General features: G+C 41.7%; 28 protein-coding genes. All 28 read left to right on the top strand.

The annotated features are described in order from the left end of the window. Positions 1-3: 3 nt before the first annotated feature. Positions 4-2,109, top strand: coding sequence for an elongation factor G (gene fusA / locus ABDW02_RS17895; protein ID WP_343637008.1), 2,106 nt, complete (start codon positions 4-6; stop codon positions 2,107-2,109). 12 nt (positions 2,110-2,121) lie between these two features. After that, the gene (gene rpsJ / locus ABDW02_RS17890; RefSeq protein ID WP_013685556.1) at positions 2,122-2,427 is read left to right on the top strand and encodes a 30S ribosomal protein S10; all 306 of its coding nucleotides are present in this window, start codon (positions 2,122-2,124) and stop codon (positions 2,425-2,427) included. Between the two features lie 101 nt (positions 2,428-2,528). Then, the gene (gene rplC / locus ABDW02_RS17885) at positions 2,529-3,143 is read left to right on the top strand and encodes a 50S ribosomal protein L3 (RefSeq protein WP_343637006.1); all 615 of its coding nucleotides are present in this window, start codon (positions 2,529-2,531) and stop codon (positions 3,141-3,143) included. Next, positions 3,143-3,769: a 50S ribosomal protein L4 gene (gene rplD, locus ABDW02_RS17880; RefSeq protein ID WP_343637004.1), complete on the top strand. Its 627-nt coding sequence runs from the start codon at positions 3,143-3,145 to the stop codon at positions 3,767-3,769. Before rplC ends, rplD begins: the two co-directional genes overlap by 1 nt. 6 nt (positions 3,770-3,775) lie before the next feature. Next, positions 3,776-4,069, top strand: a complete 294-nt coding sequence (gene rplW / locus ABDW02_RS17875; protein WP_343637002.1) for a 50S ribosomal protein L23 — start codon at positions 3,776-3,778, stop codon at positions 4,067-4,069. A 10-nt stretch (positions 4,070-4,079) separates the two neighbouring features. Next, positions 4,080-4,904: a 50S ribosomal protein L2 gene (gene rplB, locus ABDW02_RS17870; RefSeq protein WP_343637000.1), complete on the top strand. Its 825-nt coding sequence runs from the start codon at positions 4,080-4,082 to the stop codon at positions 4,902-4,904. Positions 4,905-4,907: 3 nt separating this feature from the next. Next, positions 4,908-5,186 carry a 30S ribosomal protein S19 gene (rpsS, locus tag ABDW02_RS17865; protein WP_300356766.1) on the top strand — a complete coding sequence of 93 codons (279 nt, stop codon included), beginning with the start codon at positions 4,908-4,910 and terminating at the stop codon, positions 5,184-5,186. 15 nt (positions 5,187-5,201) lie between these two features. Beyond that, complete coding sequence (gene rplV / locus ABDW02_RS17860) at positions 5,202-5,597, top strand: 50S ribosomal protein L22 (protein WP_343636996.1); 396 nt, start codon at positions 5,202-5,204, stop codon at positions 5,595-5,597. 12 nt (positions 5,598-5,609) lie between these two features. Beyond that, the gene (gene rpsC / locus ABDW02_RS17855) at positions 5,610-6,368 is read left to right on the top strand and encodes a 30S ribosomal protein S3 (RefSeq protein ID WP_343636994.1); all 759 of its coding nucleotides are present in this window, start codon (positions 5,610-5,612) and stop codon (positions 6,366-6,368) included. Positions 6,369-6,391: 23 nt separating this feature from the next. Beyond that, on the top strand, positions 6,392-6,820 hold the full coding sequence (gene rplP, locus ABDW02_RS17850; RefSeq protein ID WP_144334494.1) for a 50S ribosomal protein L16: 429 nt from the start codon (positions 6,392-6,394) through the stop codon (positions 6,818-6,820). Between the two features lie 8 nt (positions 6,821-6,828). Beyond that, positions 6,829-7,023 (top strand): 50S ribosomal protein L29, encoded by a 195-nt coding sequence (rpmC, locus tag ABDW02_RS17845; protein ID WP_343636991.1) that lies wholly within the window; start codon positions 6,829-6,831, stop codon positions 7,021-7,023. 24 nt (positions 7,024-7,047) lie between these two features. Further along, positions 7,048-7,305: a 30S ribosomal protein S17 gene (rpsQ, locus tag ABDW02_RS17840; RefSeq protein WP_124747812.1), complete on the top strand. Its 258-nt coding sequence runs from the start codon at positions 7,048-7,050 to the stop codon at positions 7,303-7,305. 12 nt (positions 7,306-7,317) lie between these two features. Then, the gene (gene rplN, locus ABDW02_RS17835; RefSeq protein WP_343636989.1) at positions 7,318-7,686 is read left to right on the top strand and encodes a 50S ribosomal protein L14; all 369 of its coding nucleotides are present in this window, start codon (positions 7,318-7,320) and stop codon (positions 7,684-7,686) included. Positions 7,687-7,700: 14 nt separating this feature from the next. Next, positions 7,701-8,018, top strand: coding sequence for a 50S ribosomal protein L24 (rplX, locus tag ABDW02_RS17830; protein ID WP_144334496.1), 318 nt, complete (start codon positions 7,701-7,703; stop codon positions 8,016-8,018). Then, positions 8,018-8,569: a 50S ribosomal protein L5 gene (gene rplE, locus ABDW02_RS17825; RefSeq protein ID WP_343636986.1), complete on the top strand. Its 552-nt coding sequence runs from the start codon at positions 8,018-8,020 to the stop codon at positions 8,567-8,569. Before rplX ends, rplE begins: the two co-directional genes overlap by 1 nt. Before the next feature lie 4 nt (positions 8,570-8,573). Then, a complete protein-coding gene (gene rpsN, locus ABDW02_RS17820) occupies positions 8,574-8,843 on the top strand; it encodes a 30S ribosomal protein S14 (RefSeq protein WP_013685542.1) in 270 nt (89 codons plus the stop codon). A gap of 59 nt (positions 8,844-8,902) precedes the next feature. Continuing rightward, entirely contained in the window at positions 8,903-9,301 is a 399-nt protein-coding gene (rpsH, locus tag ABDW02_RS17815; protein WP_343636984.1) for a 30S ribosomal protein S8, read from the top strand. 188 nt (positions 9,302-9,489) lie between these two features. Continuing rightward, positions 9,490-10,047 carry a 50S ribosomal protein L6 gene (gene rplF / locus ABDW02_RS17810; protein ID WP_343636982.1) on the top strand — a complete coding sequence of 186 codons (558 nt, stop codon included), beginning with the start codon at positions 9,490-9,492 and terminating at the stop codon, positions 10,045-10,047. An 11-nt stretch (positions 10,048-10,058) separates the two neighbouring features. Further along, entirely contained in the window at positions 10,059-10,412 is a 354-nt protein-coding gene (gene rplR / locus ABDW02_RS17805) for a 50S ribosomal protein L18 (protein WP_343636980.1), read from the top strand. Positions 10,413-10,417: 5 nt separating this feature from the next. Continuing rightward, complete coding sequence (gene rpsE, locus ABDW02_RS17800; RefSeq protein ID WP_124744434.1) at positions 10,418-10,936, top strand: 30S ribosomal protein S5; 519 nt, start codon at positions 10,418-10,420, stop codon at positions 10,934-10,936. Positions 10,937-10,947: 11 nt separating this feature from the next. After that, entirely contained in the window at positions 10,948-11,124 is a 177-nt protein-coding gene (gene rpmD / locus ABDW02_RS17795; protein WP_343636974.1) for a 50S ribosomal protein L30, read from the top strand. Between the two features lie 20 nt (positions 11,125-11,144). Continuing rightward, positions 11,145-11,591 carry a 50S ribosomal protein L15 gene (gene rplO / locus ABDW02_RS17790; RefSeq protein WP_343636972.1) on the top strand — a complete coding sequence of 149 codons (447 nt, stop codon included), beginning with the start codon at positions 11,145-11,147 and terminating at the stop codon, positions 11,589-11,591. A 23-nt stretch (positions 11,592-11,614) separates the two neighbouring features. Next, positions 11,615-12,958 carry a preprotein translocase subunit SecY gene (gene secY, locus ABDW02_RS17785; protein WP_343636970.1) on the top strand — a complete coding sequence of 448 codons (1,344 nt, stop codon included), beginning with the start codon at positions 11,615-11,617 and terminating at the stop codon, positions 12,956-12,958. Between the two features lie 3 nt (positions 12,959-12,961). Continuing rightward, positions 12,962-13,180 carry a translation initiation factor IF-1 gene (gene infA / locus ABDW02_RS17780; RefSeq protein ID WP_013685534.1) on the top strand — a complete coding sequence of 73 codons (219 nt, stop codon included), beginning with the start codon at positions 12,962-12,964 and terminating at the stop codon, positions 13,178-13,180. A 33-nt stretch (positions 13,181-13,213) separates the two neighbouring features. Beyond that, positions 13,214-13,330, top strand: a complete 117-nt coding sequence (gene rpmJ, locus ABDW02_RS17775; RefSeq protein ID WP_090248872.1) for a 50S ribosomal protein L36 — start codon at positions 13,214-13,216, stop codon at positions 13,328-13,330. Between the two features lie 2 nt (positions 13,331-13,332). Beyond that, complete coding sequence (rpsM, locus tag ABDW02_RS17770) at positions 13,333-13,707, top strand: 30S ribosomal protein S13 (protein ID WP_309280884.1); 375 nt, start codon at positions 13,333-13,335, stop codon at positions 13,705-13,707. Positions 13,708-13,718: 11 nt separating this feature from the next. Next, positions 13,719-14,105 (top strand): 30S ribosomal protein S11, encoded by a 387-nt coding sequence (rpsK, locus tag ABDW02_RS17765; protein ID WP_294671891.1) that lies wholly within the window; start codon positions 13,719-13,721, stop codon positions 14,103-14,105. Positions 14,106-14,189: 84 nt separating this feature from the next. Then, a complete protein-coding gene (rpsD, locus tag ABDW02_RS17760; RefSeq protein ID WP_343636963.1) occupies positions 14,190-14,801 on the top strand; it encodes a 30S ribosomal protein S4 in 612 nt (203 codons plus the stop codon). Positions 14,802-14,941 lie beyond the last annotated feature (140 nt).

The following is a 14,941-nucleotide window of genomic DNA, read 5'->3' as shown; positions in this document are numbered from 1 at the left end:
GAAATGGCAAGAGATCTTAAATACACAAGAAACATTGGTATCGCAGCTCACATTGATGCTGGGAAAACAACTACAACAGAGCGTATTTTGTACTACTCTGGTGTAAACCACAAAATTGGTGAGGTACACGACGGTGGTGCTACCATGGACTGGATGGAGCAAGAGCAAGAGCGTGGTATTACCATTACTTCTGCTGCTACAACAGTAAACTGGAACTACCGTGGTACAAAATACCACATTAACATTATCGATACTCCGGGACACGTTGACTTTACCGTAGAGGTAAACCGTTCATTGCGTGTATTGGATGGATTGGTATTCTTGTTCTCAGCTGTTGATGGTGTTGAGCCTCAATCTGAAACAAACTGGCGTTTGGCTAACAACTACAACGTTCCTCGTATCGGTTTCGTTAACAAAATGGACCGTCAGGGAGCTGATTTCTTAAACGTGTGCAAGCAGGTGAAAGAAATGTTGGGAAGCCACGCTTTGCCATTACAAATCAACATCGGTGATGAAGATAACTTCAAAGGAGTTGTTGACTTGATTAACTGGAAAGGAATCGTTTGGAACGATGCTGACCAGGGGATGACATTCGAAGAGGTAGAAATTCCTGCTGATATCATCGATGACGCTCGCAGATTGCGTTCTGAATTGTTGGAGGCAGTTGCTGAATTCGATGAGTCATTGATGGAGAAATTCTTCGAAGATGAAAACTCTTTGACTGAGCGTGAGATCCTTGATGCATTGCGTCAGGCTACTATCTCCGGAAAAGTTGTTCCGATGATGTGTGGATCTTCTTTCAAAAACAAAGGAGTTCAGGCAATGTTGGATATGGTGATGGAAATTCTTCCTTCTCCGTTGGACATCGAAGCTATCGAAGGAATCAATCCTAAAACAGATGAGCCTGCATCCCGCAAGCCATCTTACGATGAGCCTTTTGCTGCATTGGCGTTTAAAATTGCAACGGATCCTTTCGTAGGTCGTTTGTGCTTTACACGTGCTTACTCCGGTAAATTGCCAGCAGGTTCTTACGTATTGAATACTCGTACAGGTAACAAAGAGCGTATTTCCCGTATTTTCCAAATGCACGCTAACAAGCAAAATCAGATTGATGAGCTTGGAGCAGGAGATATCGCAGCGTTGGTTGGATTTAAAGATATCCGTACAGGAGATACTTTGTGTGCTGAGAATGCACCGATCGTATTGGAGTCTATGAACTTCCCTGAGCCGGTAATCGGGATCGCTATTGAGCCTAAAACTCAAGCTGATCAGGATAAATTGGGTATCGGTTTGAACAAATTGGCTGAAGAAGATCCAACATTCCGTGTAAACACTGACGAAGAGACTGGTCAAACAGTTATCTCCGGAATGGGTGAGCTTCACCTGGATATTATCGTTGACCGTTTACGTCGCGAGTTTAAAGTGGAAGTAAACCAGGGAGCTCCTCAGGTTTCTTACCGTGAAGACATTACAGCTTCTATTGAGCACCGTGAAGTGTACAAAAAGCAGTCTGGAGGTCGTGGTAAGTTCGCGGATATCTATGTGAAGATTTCTCCGCAGGATAACCAGGAAAAAACAGGTCTTGAGTTCATTAACTCTATCAAAGGTGGTAACATTCCTCGTGAATTTATCCCTTCAGTAGAGAAAGGATTCAAAGAGTCCATGAAAAATGGTGTAATGGCTGGCTACCCGGTTGAAGCATTGAAAGTAGAATTGATTGATGGATCTTTCCACGCTGTCGATTCAGATTCATTGTCTTTCGAATTGGCTGCTAAGATGGCATACCGTGAAGCATTGAAAAAATGTCGTCCGATCTTGTTGGAACCGATCATGAAAATTGAAGTGGTTACTCCGGAAGAGAACATGGGTGATATCGTAGGTGACTTGAACCGTCGTCGTGCGATCGTTCGTGGAATGGATGACAAAGCAGGATCTAAAGTGGTTAAAGCGGACGTTCCTCTTTCTGAGATGTTCGGTTACGTAACTCAATTACGTACACTTTCTTCAGGTCGTGCAACATCTTCAATGGAATTCTCTCACTTCGCAGAGGCTCCTAAGAACGTAGCAGACGAAGTGATTGCAAAAAATAATGGAAAAGTTTCCGCTTAATACAAACGAGTAATGAGCCAAAAGATTAGAATTAAATTAAAGTCATACGATCACAACCTGGTTGACAAGTCAGCAGAGAAAATCGTAAAAACAGTTAAAGCAACAGGAGCAGTAGTTAGTGGTCCAATTCCACTTCCGACTCACAAACGTATTTACACGGTATTGCGTTCACCACACGTTAACAAGAAAGCGCGTGAGCAGTTCGAATTGTGTTCTTACAAGCGTTTGTTGGATATCTACAGTTCTTCATCCAAGACTGTTGATGCATTAATGAGATTAGAACTTCCTTCTGGAGTTGATGTAGAAATTAAAGTGTGATGAACTTTTTGTGATCAGTGGAGCATGCGATTAATCGCATGCCCACTTTCACAAAAGAATACATCACTTTAATAATTTATAATTAATAATTAAAGTAAAGTATGCCTGGAATTATTGGTAAAAAAATCGGAATGACTAGCGTCTACAGTGCCGAGGGTAAGGCAACACCATGCACAGTAATAGAAGCTGGTCCTTGTGTAGTAACTCAGGTTAAAACACAAGATCGAGATGGGTACGAAGCCATTCAATTAGGATTTGGAGAGCGTAAAGAAAGAAACACTCCAAATGCATTGAAAGGTCATTTCAAAAAAGCTAAAACAACGCCAAAATCTAAATTGGTTGAGTTTAAAGGTTTTGACGGACTTAATCTTGGAGATGTAGTTGACGCAACAATCTTCGAAGAAGGAGAATTTGTTGGAGTAGTTGGAACATCTAAAGGAAAAGGTTTTCAAGGGGTTGTAAGACGTCACAATTTCGGTGGGGTTGGACAATCTACTCACGGTCAGCACAACCGTTTGCGTGCGCCGGGGTCAATCGGAGCTTGTTCTTATCCTGCTCGTGTATTCAAAGGAATGCGCATGGCGGGTCAAATGGGTAACAAACGCGTAACAGTTGAGAACTTGGAAGTATTGCGTGTTTTGGCTGACAAAAATTTAATCGTAGTAAAAGGTTCCATTCCAGGACCTAAAGGTTCAACCGTAACAATTGAGAAATAATGGAAGTAAAAGTAATTGATAGCAAAGGAAAGGCTACTTCCAAAAAGGTAACCTTATCGGAGACAATCTTTGGAATTGAGCCGAACGATCACGCAATCTATTTAGATGTGAAGCAACACCTGGCAAATCGTCGTCAGGGAACGCACAAATCAAAAGAAAGAGCTGAAGTATCAGGATCTACCAGAAAATTGAAGAAGCAAAAAGGTACGGGTGGTGCTCGTGCTGGTAGCGTTAAATCTGGTACACGTGTAGGAGGTGGACGTATTTTCGGACCACGCCCGCGTAACTACCACTTCAAATTGAATATCAAATTAAAGCGTTTGGCACGTAAATCTGCTTTCGCTTATAAAGCAAAAATGGATTCAATTGTTGTGTTAGAAGATGTAGCTCTTGCAACACCAAAAACAGCAGAATTCAAATCGATGTTATCGAACTTGAACTTGTTAAACGATAAGGTGTTGATGATCGTAGGAGCAGGTAATGACAATGTTTACTTGTCTTCACGTAACTTACAACGCGTTAAAGTTGTATCTGCTGATTCCGTTAACACATACGATGTGTTGAACGCGAAGAAAGTTGTATTAACAGAAAGTTCAATCGAAGTAATCGAAAAGATTCTAAACTAATTGATGATGAGTACAATTATCAAAAAGCCAATCATTACAGAAAAAGCAACTGCCGCAAATGATAACGGTAGCTTCGCTTTCGAAGTAGATCGCAAGGCGAATAAATTGGAAATTAAAAGCGCTGTCGAAAAGATGTACGGAGTTCACGTTGTGGATGTACGCACACTCACTTATGGCGGTGGAAAATCCTCTACAAAATATACGAATAGAGGTGTCGTTGAGCAAAAAAGTCGCGTATGGAAAAAAGCCATCGTAACTGTTGCTGCAGGAGAAACGATTGATTTGTTTAATAATTTTTAAGTAAAAACTGATGGGTCTTAGAAAATTTCAGCCTATTACTCCAGGGCAAAGACACAAGATCAACAGTACTTATGCTGAAGTAACAACGAACGTTCCTGAAAAGAGCTTGGTTGCGAAAAAGAGCAAGTCTGGTGGTCGTAACAATGATGGTCGTATGACCATGCGCTACATCGGTGGTGGACACAAGCAAAAGTATCGTATTATTGACTTTAAGCGCGACAAGCACGGTGTGCCTGCAGTGGTTAAAACAATCGAATACGATCCGAACAGAACTGCTCGTATTGCTTTGCTTTATTATGTGGACGGAGAGAAACGTTACATCGTTGCTCCTGAAGGATTGAAAGTAGGTGATACAGTTGTATCTGGTGCAGGTGCTGCTCCGAATGTTGGAAACGCATTATTTTTATCCGATGTTCCTCTTGGATCTGTGATCCATAACATCGAGTTGCAGCCTGGAAAAGGTGGTGCAATTGCTCGTGGAGCAGGAACATATGCTCAATTGAACGCTCGTGATGGTCGTTTTGCGATTATCAAATTGCCTTCTGGTGAGACTCGTATGATTTTGACTACTTGTATGGCTACAATCGGAGCCGTATCGAATGGAGAACATTCATTAGTAGTTTCTGGTAAAGCTGGTCGCTCACGCTGGTTGGGTCGTCGTCCACGTGTACGTGGTGTTGTGATGAACCCGGTAGATCACCCGATGGGTGGTGGTGAAGGGCGTAACGCCGGTGGTCACCCTCGTTCACGTAACGGTATGCCTGCTAAAGGATACAAAACACGTGCGAAAAAGAAGTATTCAGATAAGTTTATCATCGAGAGAAGAAAGAAATAAGGTATGAGTCGTTCGTTGAAAAAACCACCTTTTGTACACTATAAGTTGACAAAGAGAGTGGATGCAGCACAAGAAAGCGGAAGCAAAGCAGTGATCAAAACTTGGTCCCGCGCTTCTACAATCACACCTGACATGGTTGGGTTGACGTTTGCAGTGCATAACGGGAATAAGTTTATTCCTGTGTTCGCAACAGAAAACATGGTAGGTCACAAATTGGGAGAATTTTCTCCTACACGTAACTTCCGTGGACATGGTGCTAACAAAAAGGATAAAAAAAGATAGTAAAATTCAAGTGACATGGGCGCTAGAAAGAAATTAAGAGCAGATAAAATCAAAGAGGAAAAAGCAACTACTGCATTCGCAAAGTTGAATAACTCTCCGATTTCTCCTCGTAAAATGAGATTGGTTGCAGATCTTGTACGTGGAGTTGAAGTAAACAAGGCTCTAAACATATTGCAACACAATGCGAAGGATGCATCGTTGAGTTTATCCAAGTTATTGCGTTCAGCAATTGCTAACTGGGAAGCTAAAAACGAAGGTAAGAGCATTGAGGATGAGAAATTAGTGGTAAAATCAATCGAAGTTGGTTCAGCGGGAATGCTTAAGCGTATCCAGACTGCACCTCAAGGTAGAGCTTACCGAGTTCGTAAAAGATCAAACCACGTGACTATCGTTGTTGATGGTTCAAAATAATTGTAAAGGAAAATGGGACAAAAGACGAATCCAATTGGTAATAGACTAGGTTTCATCCACGGATGGGAATCTAACTGGTACGGTGGAGATAACTACCGCGATAAAATCGTTGAAGACGATCAGATCCGCAAGTATCTTCACGCTCGTTTATCCAGAGCAAGTATTTCGAAAATCATCATCGAGCGTACCCTCAAGCTCGTTACTGTAACAATCAACACGGCTCGTCCGGGAGTGATTATCGGTAAAGGTGGTCAAGAAGTAGACAAATTGAAAGAAGAGTTGAAGAAATTGACGAAAAAAGAGATCCAGATCAACATTTTCGAGGTAAAACGTCCGGAATTGGATGCTCGTTTGGTGGCAGATGGTATCGCTCGTCAGATCGAAGCTCGTATTTCATTCCGTCGCGCTATCAAGATGGCTATCGGTTCAACCATGCGAATGGGTGCCGAAGGTATCAAAGTGAAAATTTCAGGTCGTTTGAATGGAGCTGAAATGGCTCGTTCAGAAATGTACAAAGATGGACGTACTCCGTTACATACGTTCAGAGCTGATATCGATTATGCAGTAGGTGAGGCATTGACTACTTACGGATTGATCGGGATCAAAGTATGGATCTGCAAAGGTGAAGTTTACGGTCGTCGTGATCTTTCCCCGAATGTTGGAATGGCTGCACAAGGTGCTAAAGGCGGAGCTCCATCAGGAGACCGTGGGGACCGTGGTAACCGTCGTCCGGCTGGAGGAAAAGGTGGAAACAACCGTAAAAAGAAGTAAAAACACATTAAAATTTTCAGAAGATGTTATCTCCAAAGAGAACCAAATTTAGAAGAGTTCAAAAAGGTCGTAATCGTGGTGAAGCGCAACGCGGATCTACTATTGCATTCGGATCTTTCGGACTGAAAACATTGGAGCCGGGATGGATTACATCACGCCAGATTGAAGCTTCCCGTATCGCAGTTACGCGTTACATGAAGCGTGAAGGAAAGGTGTGGATCCGTATCTTCCCAGACAAACCGATCACATCGAAGCCTGCAGAGGTACGTATGGGTAAAGGTAAAGGAGCTCCTAGCCACTGGGTGGCGGTTGTAAGACCAGGACGTATTATGTTTGAAGCGGATGGTGTTCCTTATGAAGTTGCAAAGGAAGCATTACGTTTGGCAGCTCAAAAGCTACCGGTAAAATGTAAGTTCATCGTTCGTAACGATTATGTTGTACCTGGTAAATAATTGAAAGCATGAAAAAGGTAGAATTAAGTAAACTTTCAATTGACGATTTGAAAAAGCAAGTGTCAAGCGAAACGGAAAAATTGACGAAAATGAAATTGGGACACAAAGTAACTCCATTGGAGAACCCAATCCAAATTCGTGACGTTCGCAAGCAGATTGCTCGTTTGAATACTGAATTGAGAAAACGTGAAATTCAAGCATAAGGCTTGAAATAAAAGAAGCTTGAAATGGAAAAGCGTAATTTAAGAAAAGAACGTATCGGGACTGTTACCAGTGATAAGATGGAAAAATCTATCGTGGTTTCTGTAGAAAGAAAAGTAAAACACCCGAAATATGGTAAGTTCGTGAAAAAAACTACTAAATTTGTGGCCCACGATGAAAATAACGACTGTAACATTGGTGACACCGTTAAGATCATGGAGACCCGTCCTTTGTCTAAGAACAAGAACTGGAGATTAGTAGAAATTTTAGAAAGAGCTAAATAATAATTAGTTGCAATGATACAACAAGAATCAAGACTTGCAGTTGCAGATAACTCCGGAGCAAAAGAGGTGTTATGTATCCGCGTATTAGGTGGTACAAAACGTCGTTATGCTTCTGTAGGAGATAAGATCGTAGTAGCTGTTAAGAGCGCAATGCCCTCTGGAGCCGTTAAAAAAGGTGCGGTTGCCAAGGCGGTTGTTGTAAGAACACGCAAGGAGGTTCGCCGACCTGACGGTTCTTACATTCGTTTCGATGATAACGCATGTGTTATCTTGAATCAGGCGGGGGAGATGAGAGGAACCCGTATTTTTGGACCAGTAGCTCGTGAGCTTCGTGAGAACAATTACATGAAAATTGTTTCACTTGCTCCCGAAGTACTTTAATCAGTAGTGAAGTCATGCAAAAGAAATTACACATCAAAGTAGGCGACACTGTTAAAGTATTAAGCGGTGAGTCTAGAGGTCAGGAAGGAACAGTACTGACTATTGACAGAAACAAGGAGCGTGCTACAGTAGGTGGAGTGAACGTTGTAAAACGTCACACAAAGCCAAGCGCGTCTGAACCACAAGGAGGAATCGTTGAGAAAGAAGGATCTATCCACATTTCCAACTTGATGGTAGTAGTTAAAGGACAAGCTAGCCGCATCGGACGTAAGGAAAATGCGAAAGGTAAGTTAGTTCGTTATTCTAAAAAATCAGGAGAGGAGATCAAGTAATGAGTTATTCACCAAGATTAAAAAAACAGTACAAGGAGGAAATCATTCCTGCATTGACTGAGAAATTTGGGTACAAAACCATTATGCGTGTGCCTAAGTTGCAGAAAATTGTAATCAGCCAGGGATTGGGTGATGCAGTTGCTGATAAGAAAATCGTTGACAACGCGGTTGCGGATGTTTCCCGTATCGCTGGTCAAAAAGCAGTAGCTACGATGTCTAAAAAAGACGTTTCGAACTTTAAATTGCGTAAAGGAATGCCGATCGGTACTAAAGTTACTTTGCGTGGTGATAAAATGTACGATTTCTTAGACCGTTTTATTGCTGTTGCTTTGCCTCGTACACGTGACTTCCGTGGAGTTAATCCAAAAGGATTTGACGGACGTGGTAACTTCAATTTAGGAGTTAAAGAGCATATCATTTTCCCTGAGATCGATATCGACAAGGTAAGCAAGATCTTAGGTATGGATATCACTTTTGTTACAACAGCTGAAAGCGACGAAGAAGGAAGAGCTTTGCTAGATGCCTTCGGATTCCCATTCATCAAAAAATAAGACAATGGCTAAGGAATCAATGAAAGCGCGTGAGCGCAAAAGAGAAAAAATGGTAGCAAAATACGCAGCGAAAAGAGCTGAGTTGAAAGCTGCCGGAGATTGGGATGCATTGCAGCAATTGCCAGCGAACTCTTCCAAGGTTCGTGTACACAATCGTTGCGGGTTGACTGGTCGTCCTCGTGGTTATATGCGTCAATTCGGTGTTTCACGTGTTACTTTCCGTGAAATGGCATTGGCTGGTAAAATCCCGGGAGTTAAAAAAGCAAGTTGGTAAAAGTCACCGTCAGTTGACGGAGTGAAACTCTACCGAGTAATTAATAAAAGAAAAAGGACATGTATACAGATCCTATTGCAGATTATCTAACACGAATCCGTAACGCGAATATGGCTCGTTTGAAGACAGTTGAAATTCCAGCTTCAAACACTAAAAAAGCTATTACAGCAATCTTGTTCGATCAGGGTTACATCGCGAATTACAAATTCGAAGAAGATGGAAAACAAGGTGTGATTAAAATCGCATTGAAGTACAACCAATCCACAAAAGTTCCTGCGATCACTAAAATCGAGCGCGCGTCTCGTCCAGGTCTTCGTAAGTATTCAGGTGCAGCAGAAATGCCACGTGTATTGAATGGTTTGGGAATCGCTATCGTTTCTACTTCAAGAGGAGTGATCACGGATAAAGAAGCAAGAAAAGAAAACGTAGGCGGAGAAGTTCTTTGCTACGTATATTAAAAAGCATAAAATAAAAAAGGTGACTGAGTCCCGAACCTTCGGGAAAGTCCCTTTTTTCATTTTAAAACAAGTAGAAACTAGAATGCAGATTTCTGAGCGCCAGGAATCAAAAAAGATATGGGTATTGACTCGTATCTTTTATTGTTGTACTTTTGCGCTCGTTTTCGTAATTCGTAATTAAATAAATAATGTCAAGGATAGGTAAATCCCCAGTAACAATCCCGAGTGGAGTTGAAGTAAAGGTGGACGGATCAGTTATCTCCGTAAAAGGAAAGAACGGTACGTTGGAGCAGGATTTCGATACAGAAGCTGTTTCCATCAATATCGAAGGATCTGAGATCACTTTAAGCCGCGCGTCTGATGCGCCGGACCATCGTTCCAAGCACGGTTTATACCGCGCATTGATCCAGAACATGGTTGTTGGTGTATCCGAAGGGTACAAAAAGGAATTGGAAGTAATCGGTGTAGGTTACCGTGCAACTGCAACAGGACAATCGTTGGAGTTAGCGTTAGGTTATTCTCACCCGATCATCATCGAATTCCCGAAAGAAATTAAGGTATCTGCAGATACTCAAAAAGGTAAAGCTCCGGTGGTGACTTTAGAGTCACACGATAAGCAACTTTTGGGCCAGGCTGCTGCCAAAATTCGTTCCCTTCGTAAACCTGAGCCGTACAAAGGAAAAGGTATTCGCTTTATGGGTGAAGAAGTTCGAAGAAAAGCTGGTAAATCTGCAGGTAAAAAATAATTTTAGAAGTTATGGCATTTAGTAAATTAAACAGAAGAGCAAAAATTAAGAGAAGAATCAGAAAGAAAATTTCTGGTACTACTTCCGTGCCTCGTCTTTCTGTATTCCGTTCAAACAAGCAAATCTACGCTCAGTTGATCGATGATACAAAAGGAATCACATTGGCTGCTGCTTCTTCTTACAAAAACACCGCTGCTGACAAGAAAAGCAAATCTGAGCAAGCAGCAGTTGTAGGAAAAGAGATCGCTGCAAAAGCGGTAAAAGCTGGTGTAGAATCAGTAGTATTTGACCGTAACGGGTACTTGTACCACGGTCGTGTTAAATCATTGGCTGATTCAGCTAGAGAAGGAGGACTTAAATTTTAATCATCATGGCAGCAATTATAGGAAATAGAGTAAAAGCCTCAGATATTGAGCTTAAAGATAAATTGGTAGCTGTGAACCGTGTGACTAAAGTAACAAAAGGTGGTCGTACGTTCAGTTTCTCAGCTATCGTAGTTGTTGGGGATGAAAACGGTATCGTTGGTCATGGTCTTGGTAAGGCAAAAGAAGTAACAGAAGCGATTACAAAAGGAATCGACGATGCGAAAAAGAACCTGATCAAAGTTCCGATCTTAAAAGGTACAGTTCCTCACGCACAAAAAGGAAAATTCGGTGGAGCAGAAGTTTTATTAAAACCTGCTACAAATGGTACAGGAGTAATCGCTGGTGGTGCGATGCGTGCAGTATTGGAATCTGTAGGTATTCACAACGTATTGGCAAAATCTCAAGGATCATCCAACCCACACAACGTTGTTAAAGCAACAATCAATGCATTGGCATCTATGCGCGATGCAGCAGCTGTTGCACGTCAGCGTGGAATCAGTATGGACAAAGTGTTTAACGGTTAATAAAAAATAGTATGGCAACAATTAAAATCAAACAAGTTCGCAGTGCTATCAAACGTCCGGCTCGTCAGGTAGCTACAATCCAGGCGTTAGGATTCCGCCGTTTGAACCAGGTAATTGAGAAAGAAGCAACTCCGCAAATTCTTGGAATGATCAAGAAGGTAGCGCATTTGGTAGAAGTTGTAGAATAATACTTTAAAACGAATTATCCATGAATTTAAATAATTTAACACCTGCTAAAGGATCCGTTCTATCTGATAAGAGAATCGGTCGTGGACACGGTTCCGGAGGTGGTGGTACTGCTACGCGCGGTCACAAAGGAGCGAAATCCCGTTCCGGTTATTCTAAGAAAATCGGATTCGAAGGAGGACAAATGCCGTTACAACGTCGTGTTCCTAAATTCGGATTCAAAAACATCAATCGTGTTGAATACAAAGCAATCAACTTAGATGCTATTCAATCATTGGTTGATCGTAAGAATGTAACTGATATTACTATCGAAGTACTACGTGAAAACGGTTTGGTATCTCGTAATGACCTGGTAAAAATCTTAGGTCGCGGAGAACTTAAATCGAAAGTAACAGTAAGTGCACACAAGTTTTCTTCTTCTGCAAAAGCAGGAATTGAAGCTCAAGGTGGTTCTATTTCAGAAATCTAATTAACTTTGCCGACATTTTTTTTATGAAACGGTTTATACAAAACATAAAAAACATCTGGAAAGTAGAAGAATTAAGAAAGCGTATCTTATTGACGCTTTTCTTAATTCTCGTATACCGTATCGGATCGTTTATCATGTTGCCTGGTGTGAATGCAGAAGCAGTACTTGCAAATGCATCCCGCAAAGGAGGTGACAACGTGCTTGAATCATTGTTATCGATGTTCTCCGGTGGAGGGTTTACCAACGTGTCCATTATGGCGCTTGGTATCATGCCTTACATTAGTGCTTCGATCATTATGCAGTTATTGGGGATGGCAGTTCCTGCTGTTCAGAAAATGCAGAATGAAGGTGAATCAGGTAGAAAACAAATCAATACGTATACGCGTATATTGACGATTATCATCTGTGCTGTTCAGGCACCGAGTTATATTTCGTTGTATGCGTCTAGTATCAAGGGTGCGCTGCCTGCTGATCTATCCATGTTATGGTGGACCACAGCGGTGTCTTGTATGGTTGCCGGTTCAATGTTTGCTGTATGGTTAGGTGAACGCATTACAGATAAGGGAATCGGGAATGGTATTTCGTTATTGATTACCGTAGGGATCTTGTCCCGTCTCCCATCTTCTTTCCTTACTGAAATGGCTGCTAACAAAAATTTCCCGCTTAAAATTGTTTTGGAGATCATCGTATTCATGCTTATCGTACTTGGAACAATCCTGATTGTTCAAGGTGTGCGTAAAGTTCCTCTAAACACAGCAAAACGTGTTGTTGGAGCAAGAGCAGTAGATGAGCAGGGAGCTAGAAACTATTTGCCTTTGAAGGTAAATGCTTCCGGTGTAATGCCGATCATCTTCGCGCAAGCGATCATGACTATCCCGGTAATGATTTTCTCTCAGCAAAAAGACGGTGGTGTTATTCAATACGCGTTAGGAGATACACATGGTGTACCTTACAACGCATTGTTAGCGCTTTTGATTATCGTATTTACGTACTTCTACACTGCTATTATGATCAACCCACGTAAAATGGCTGATGATTTGAAGCGCAGTGGAGGATTTATCCCTGGCGTTCGTCCGGGAGATGAAACTGCCGAGTATATCGATTCATTGGTATCACGCATTACTTTGCCTGGATCTATCTTCCTTGCATTGATCGCGATCTTGCCATCTATTGCATATGCTTGTAATATTACTTCTGGTTTTGAGTATTTCTTCGGAGGAACTTCGTTGTTAATCATGGTAGGAGTAGTTTTAGATACCCTTCAGCAAATTGAATCTTACTTATTGAACCGCCACATGGATGGTTTGATGGAAGGATCACGTGTGAGAGGAAGAAGAAGTATAAACGAAATGTCATCAGGTTTCTAGATTATGGCTAAACAGGCATCTATAGAACAAGACGGAACGATTATCGAAGCATTGTCAAATGCAATGTTTCGTGTCGAGTTGGAGAATGGACACGTGATTACGGCGCACATTTCAGGAAAGATGAGAATGTTCTACATTAAAATCCTTCCGGGTGACCGTGTGAAAGTGGAAATGTCTCCGTATGATTTAACTAAAGGACGTATTTCTTTCCGCTACAAATAATTGTAAGAAAGAATTCCGATAAAAAAGCAAAAGATGAAAGTAAGAGCTTCAGTAAAAAAGCGTTCTGCAGATTGCAAGATCGTTAAAAGAAAAGGAAGAGTTTACGTGATTAACAAGAAGAATCCTAAACTAAAACAAAGACAAGGGTAATTATGGCACGTATTGCAGGTATTGATCTACCAAAAAACAAGAGAGGTGTAATCGGTTTGACGTACATCTTTGGAATTGGCCGCAGCACGGCTAAGAAAGTGTTGACATCAAACGGAATTGATGAAAACATCAAAGTACAGGACTGGAATGACGATCAGATCGCTTTGATCCGTAACTCCATCGCTGAGATTAAAACAGAAGGACAGTTGCGTTCTGAGATTCAGTTGAACATTAAGCGTTTGATGGATATCGGATGTACACGTGGAATTCGTCACCGTGCAGGTCTTCCATTGAGAGGTCAGCGTACGAAAAACAACTCTCGTACTAGAAAAGGTAGAAGAAAAACAGTTGCTAACAAGAAGAAAGCAACTAAGTAATAGTTAAGAAAATGGCAAAAGCAAATCAAAAGAAGAAGAAAAACGTCAAAGTAGACGCAGCGGGTGAAGCGCATATCCAAGCTACCTTCAACAATGTGATTATTTCTTTGACGAACAACGCTGGTCAGGTTATTTCCTGGTCATCCGCTGGAAAAATGGGCTTCAAAGGTTCTAAAAAGAACACTCCGTATGCTGCACAGGTTGCTGCTGAGGATGCATCTAAAGAAGCACATGACTTCGGATTACGTAGAGTGCGTGTATTTGTGAAAGGACCAGGTGCTGGTCGTGAATCAGCTATCCGTGCAATTCACAATCATGGGATCGAAGTGATCGAGATCATCGATGTAACTCCGCTTCCGCACAATGGTTGTCGTCCTCCAAAAAGACGTCGCGTTTAATTTATAGTATTTTTAATCTAAAGGGGAAATTGATTATCGAAGGAAAAGCCTTAATTCATAATCCCCCTTTTTACATTTTATAGTATGGCAAGATATACAGGCCCAAAATCGAAAATTGCCCGTCGTTTCCGCGACCCAATTTTCGGTCCGGATAAATCTCTGGACAAAAGACAATATGGACCAGGACAACACGGACCAAACAAGCGCCGTGGTGGAAAGCAGTCAGAGTACGCTATCCAGCTTGGTGAAAAACAAAAAGCAAAGTATACTTACGGTATCCTTGAGCGTCAATTCTCGAACTTGTTCAAGAAAGCATCCCGCATGAAAGGTATTACAGGTGAAGTATTGTTGCAATTGTGTGAAGCTCGTTTGGACAACACAGTATACCGTTTAGGAATCGCTCCTTCCCGTCGTGCTGCTCGTCAGTTGGTTACTCACAAACACATCGTGGTAAACGGAGAAGTAGTAAACATTCCTTCTTATACACTACGTGTTGGTGATGTAGTAAGCGTTCGTGAAAAGTCTAAGTCTTTGGAAGCAATCGCTGCTTCATTGACAGCTTCAACAAACAAGCGTTACGATTGGTTGGATTGGGATAATTCATCTAAGTCAGGAAAGTTCTTGAGCCTTCCTTCCCGTGACATGATTCCTGAGAACATCAAGGAACAACTAATCGTCGAACTTTACTCTAAGTAAGCCGACGCGTTAGTATCAAGATATGGGAGCCTGTTTTCAGGCTCCTTTTTAACGTTAATCATTGGATTGCAGCAAAAGGGTTTGGTCGACCTTCTTCAATCAATCAGACCGCGCAACTGCAAAACAATTAAAAAGAAGAA

The organism is Fluviicola sp. (assembly GCF_039596395.1).
Lineage (GTDB): Bacteria > Bacteroidota > Bacteroidia > Flavobacteriales_D > Crocinitomicaceae > Fluviicola.
Note: the sequence above shows the minus strand (reverse complement) of the source record. Positions and strands in the feature narration are given on the sequence as shown.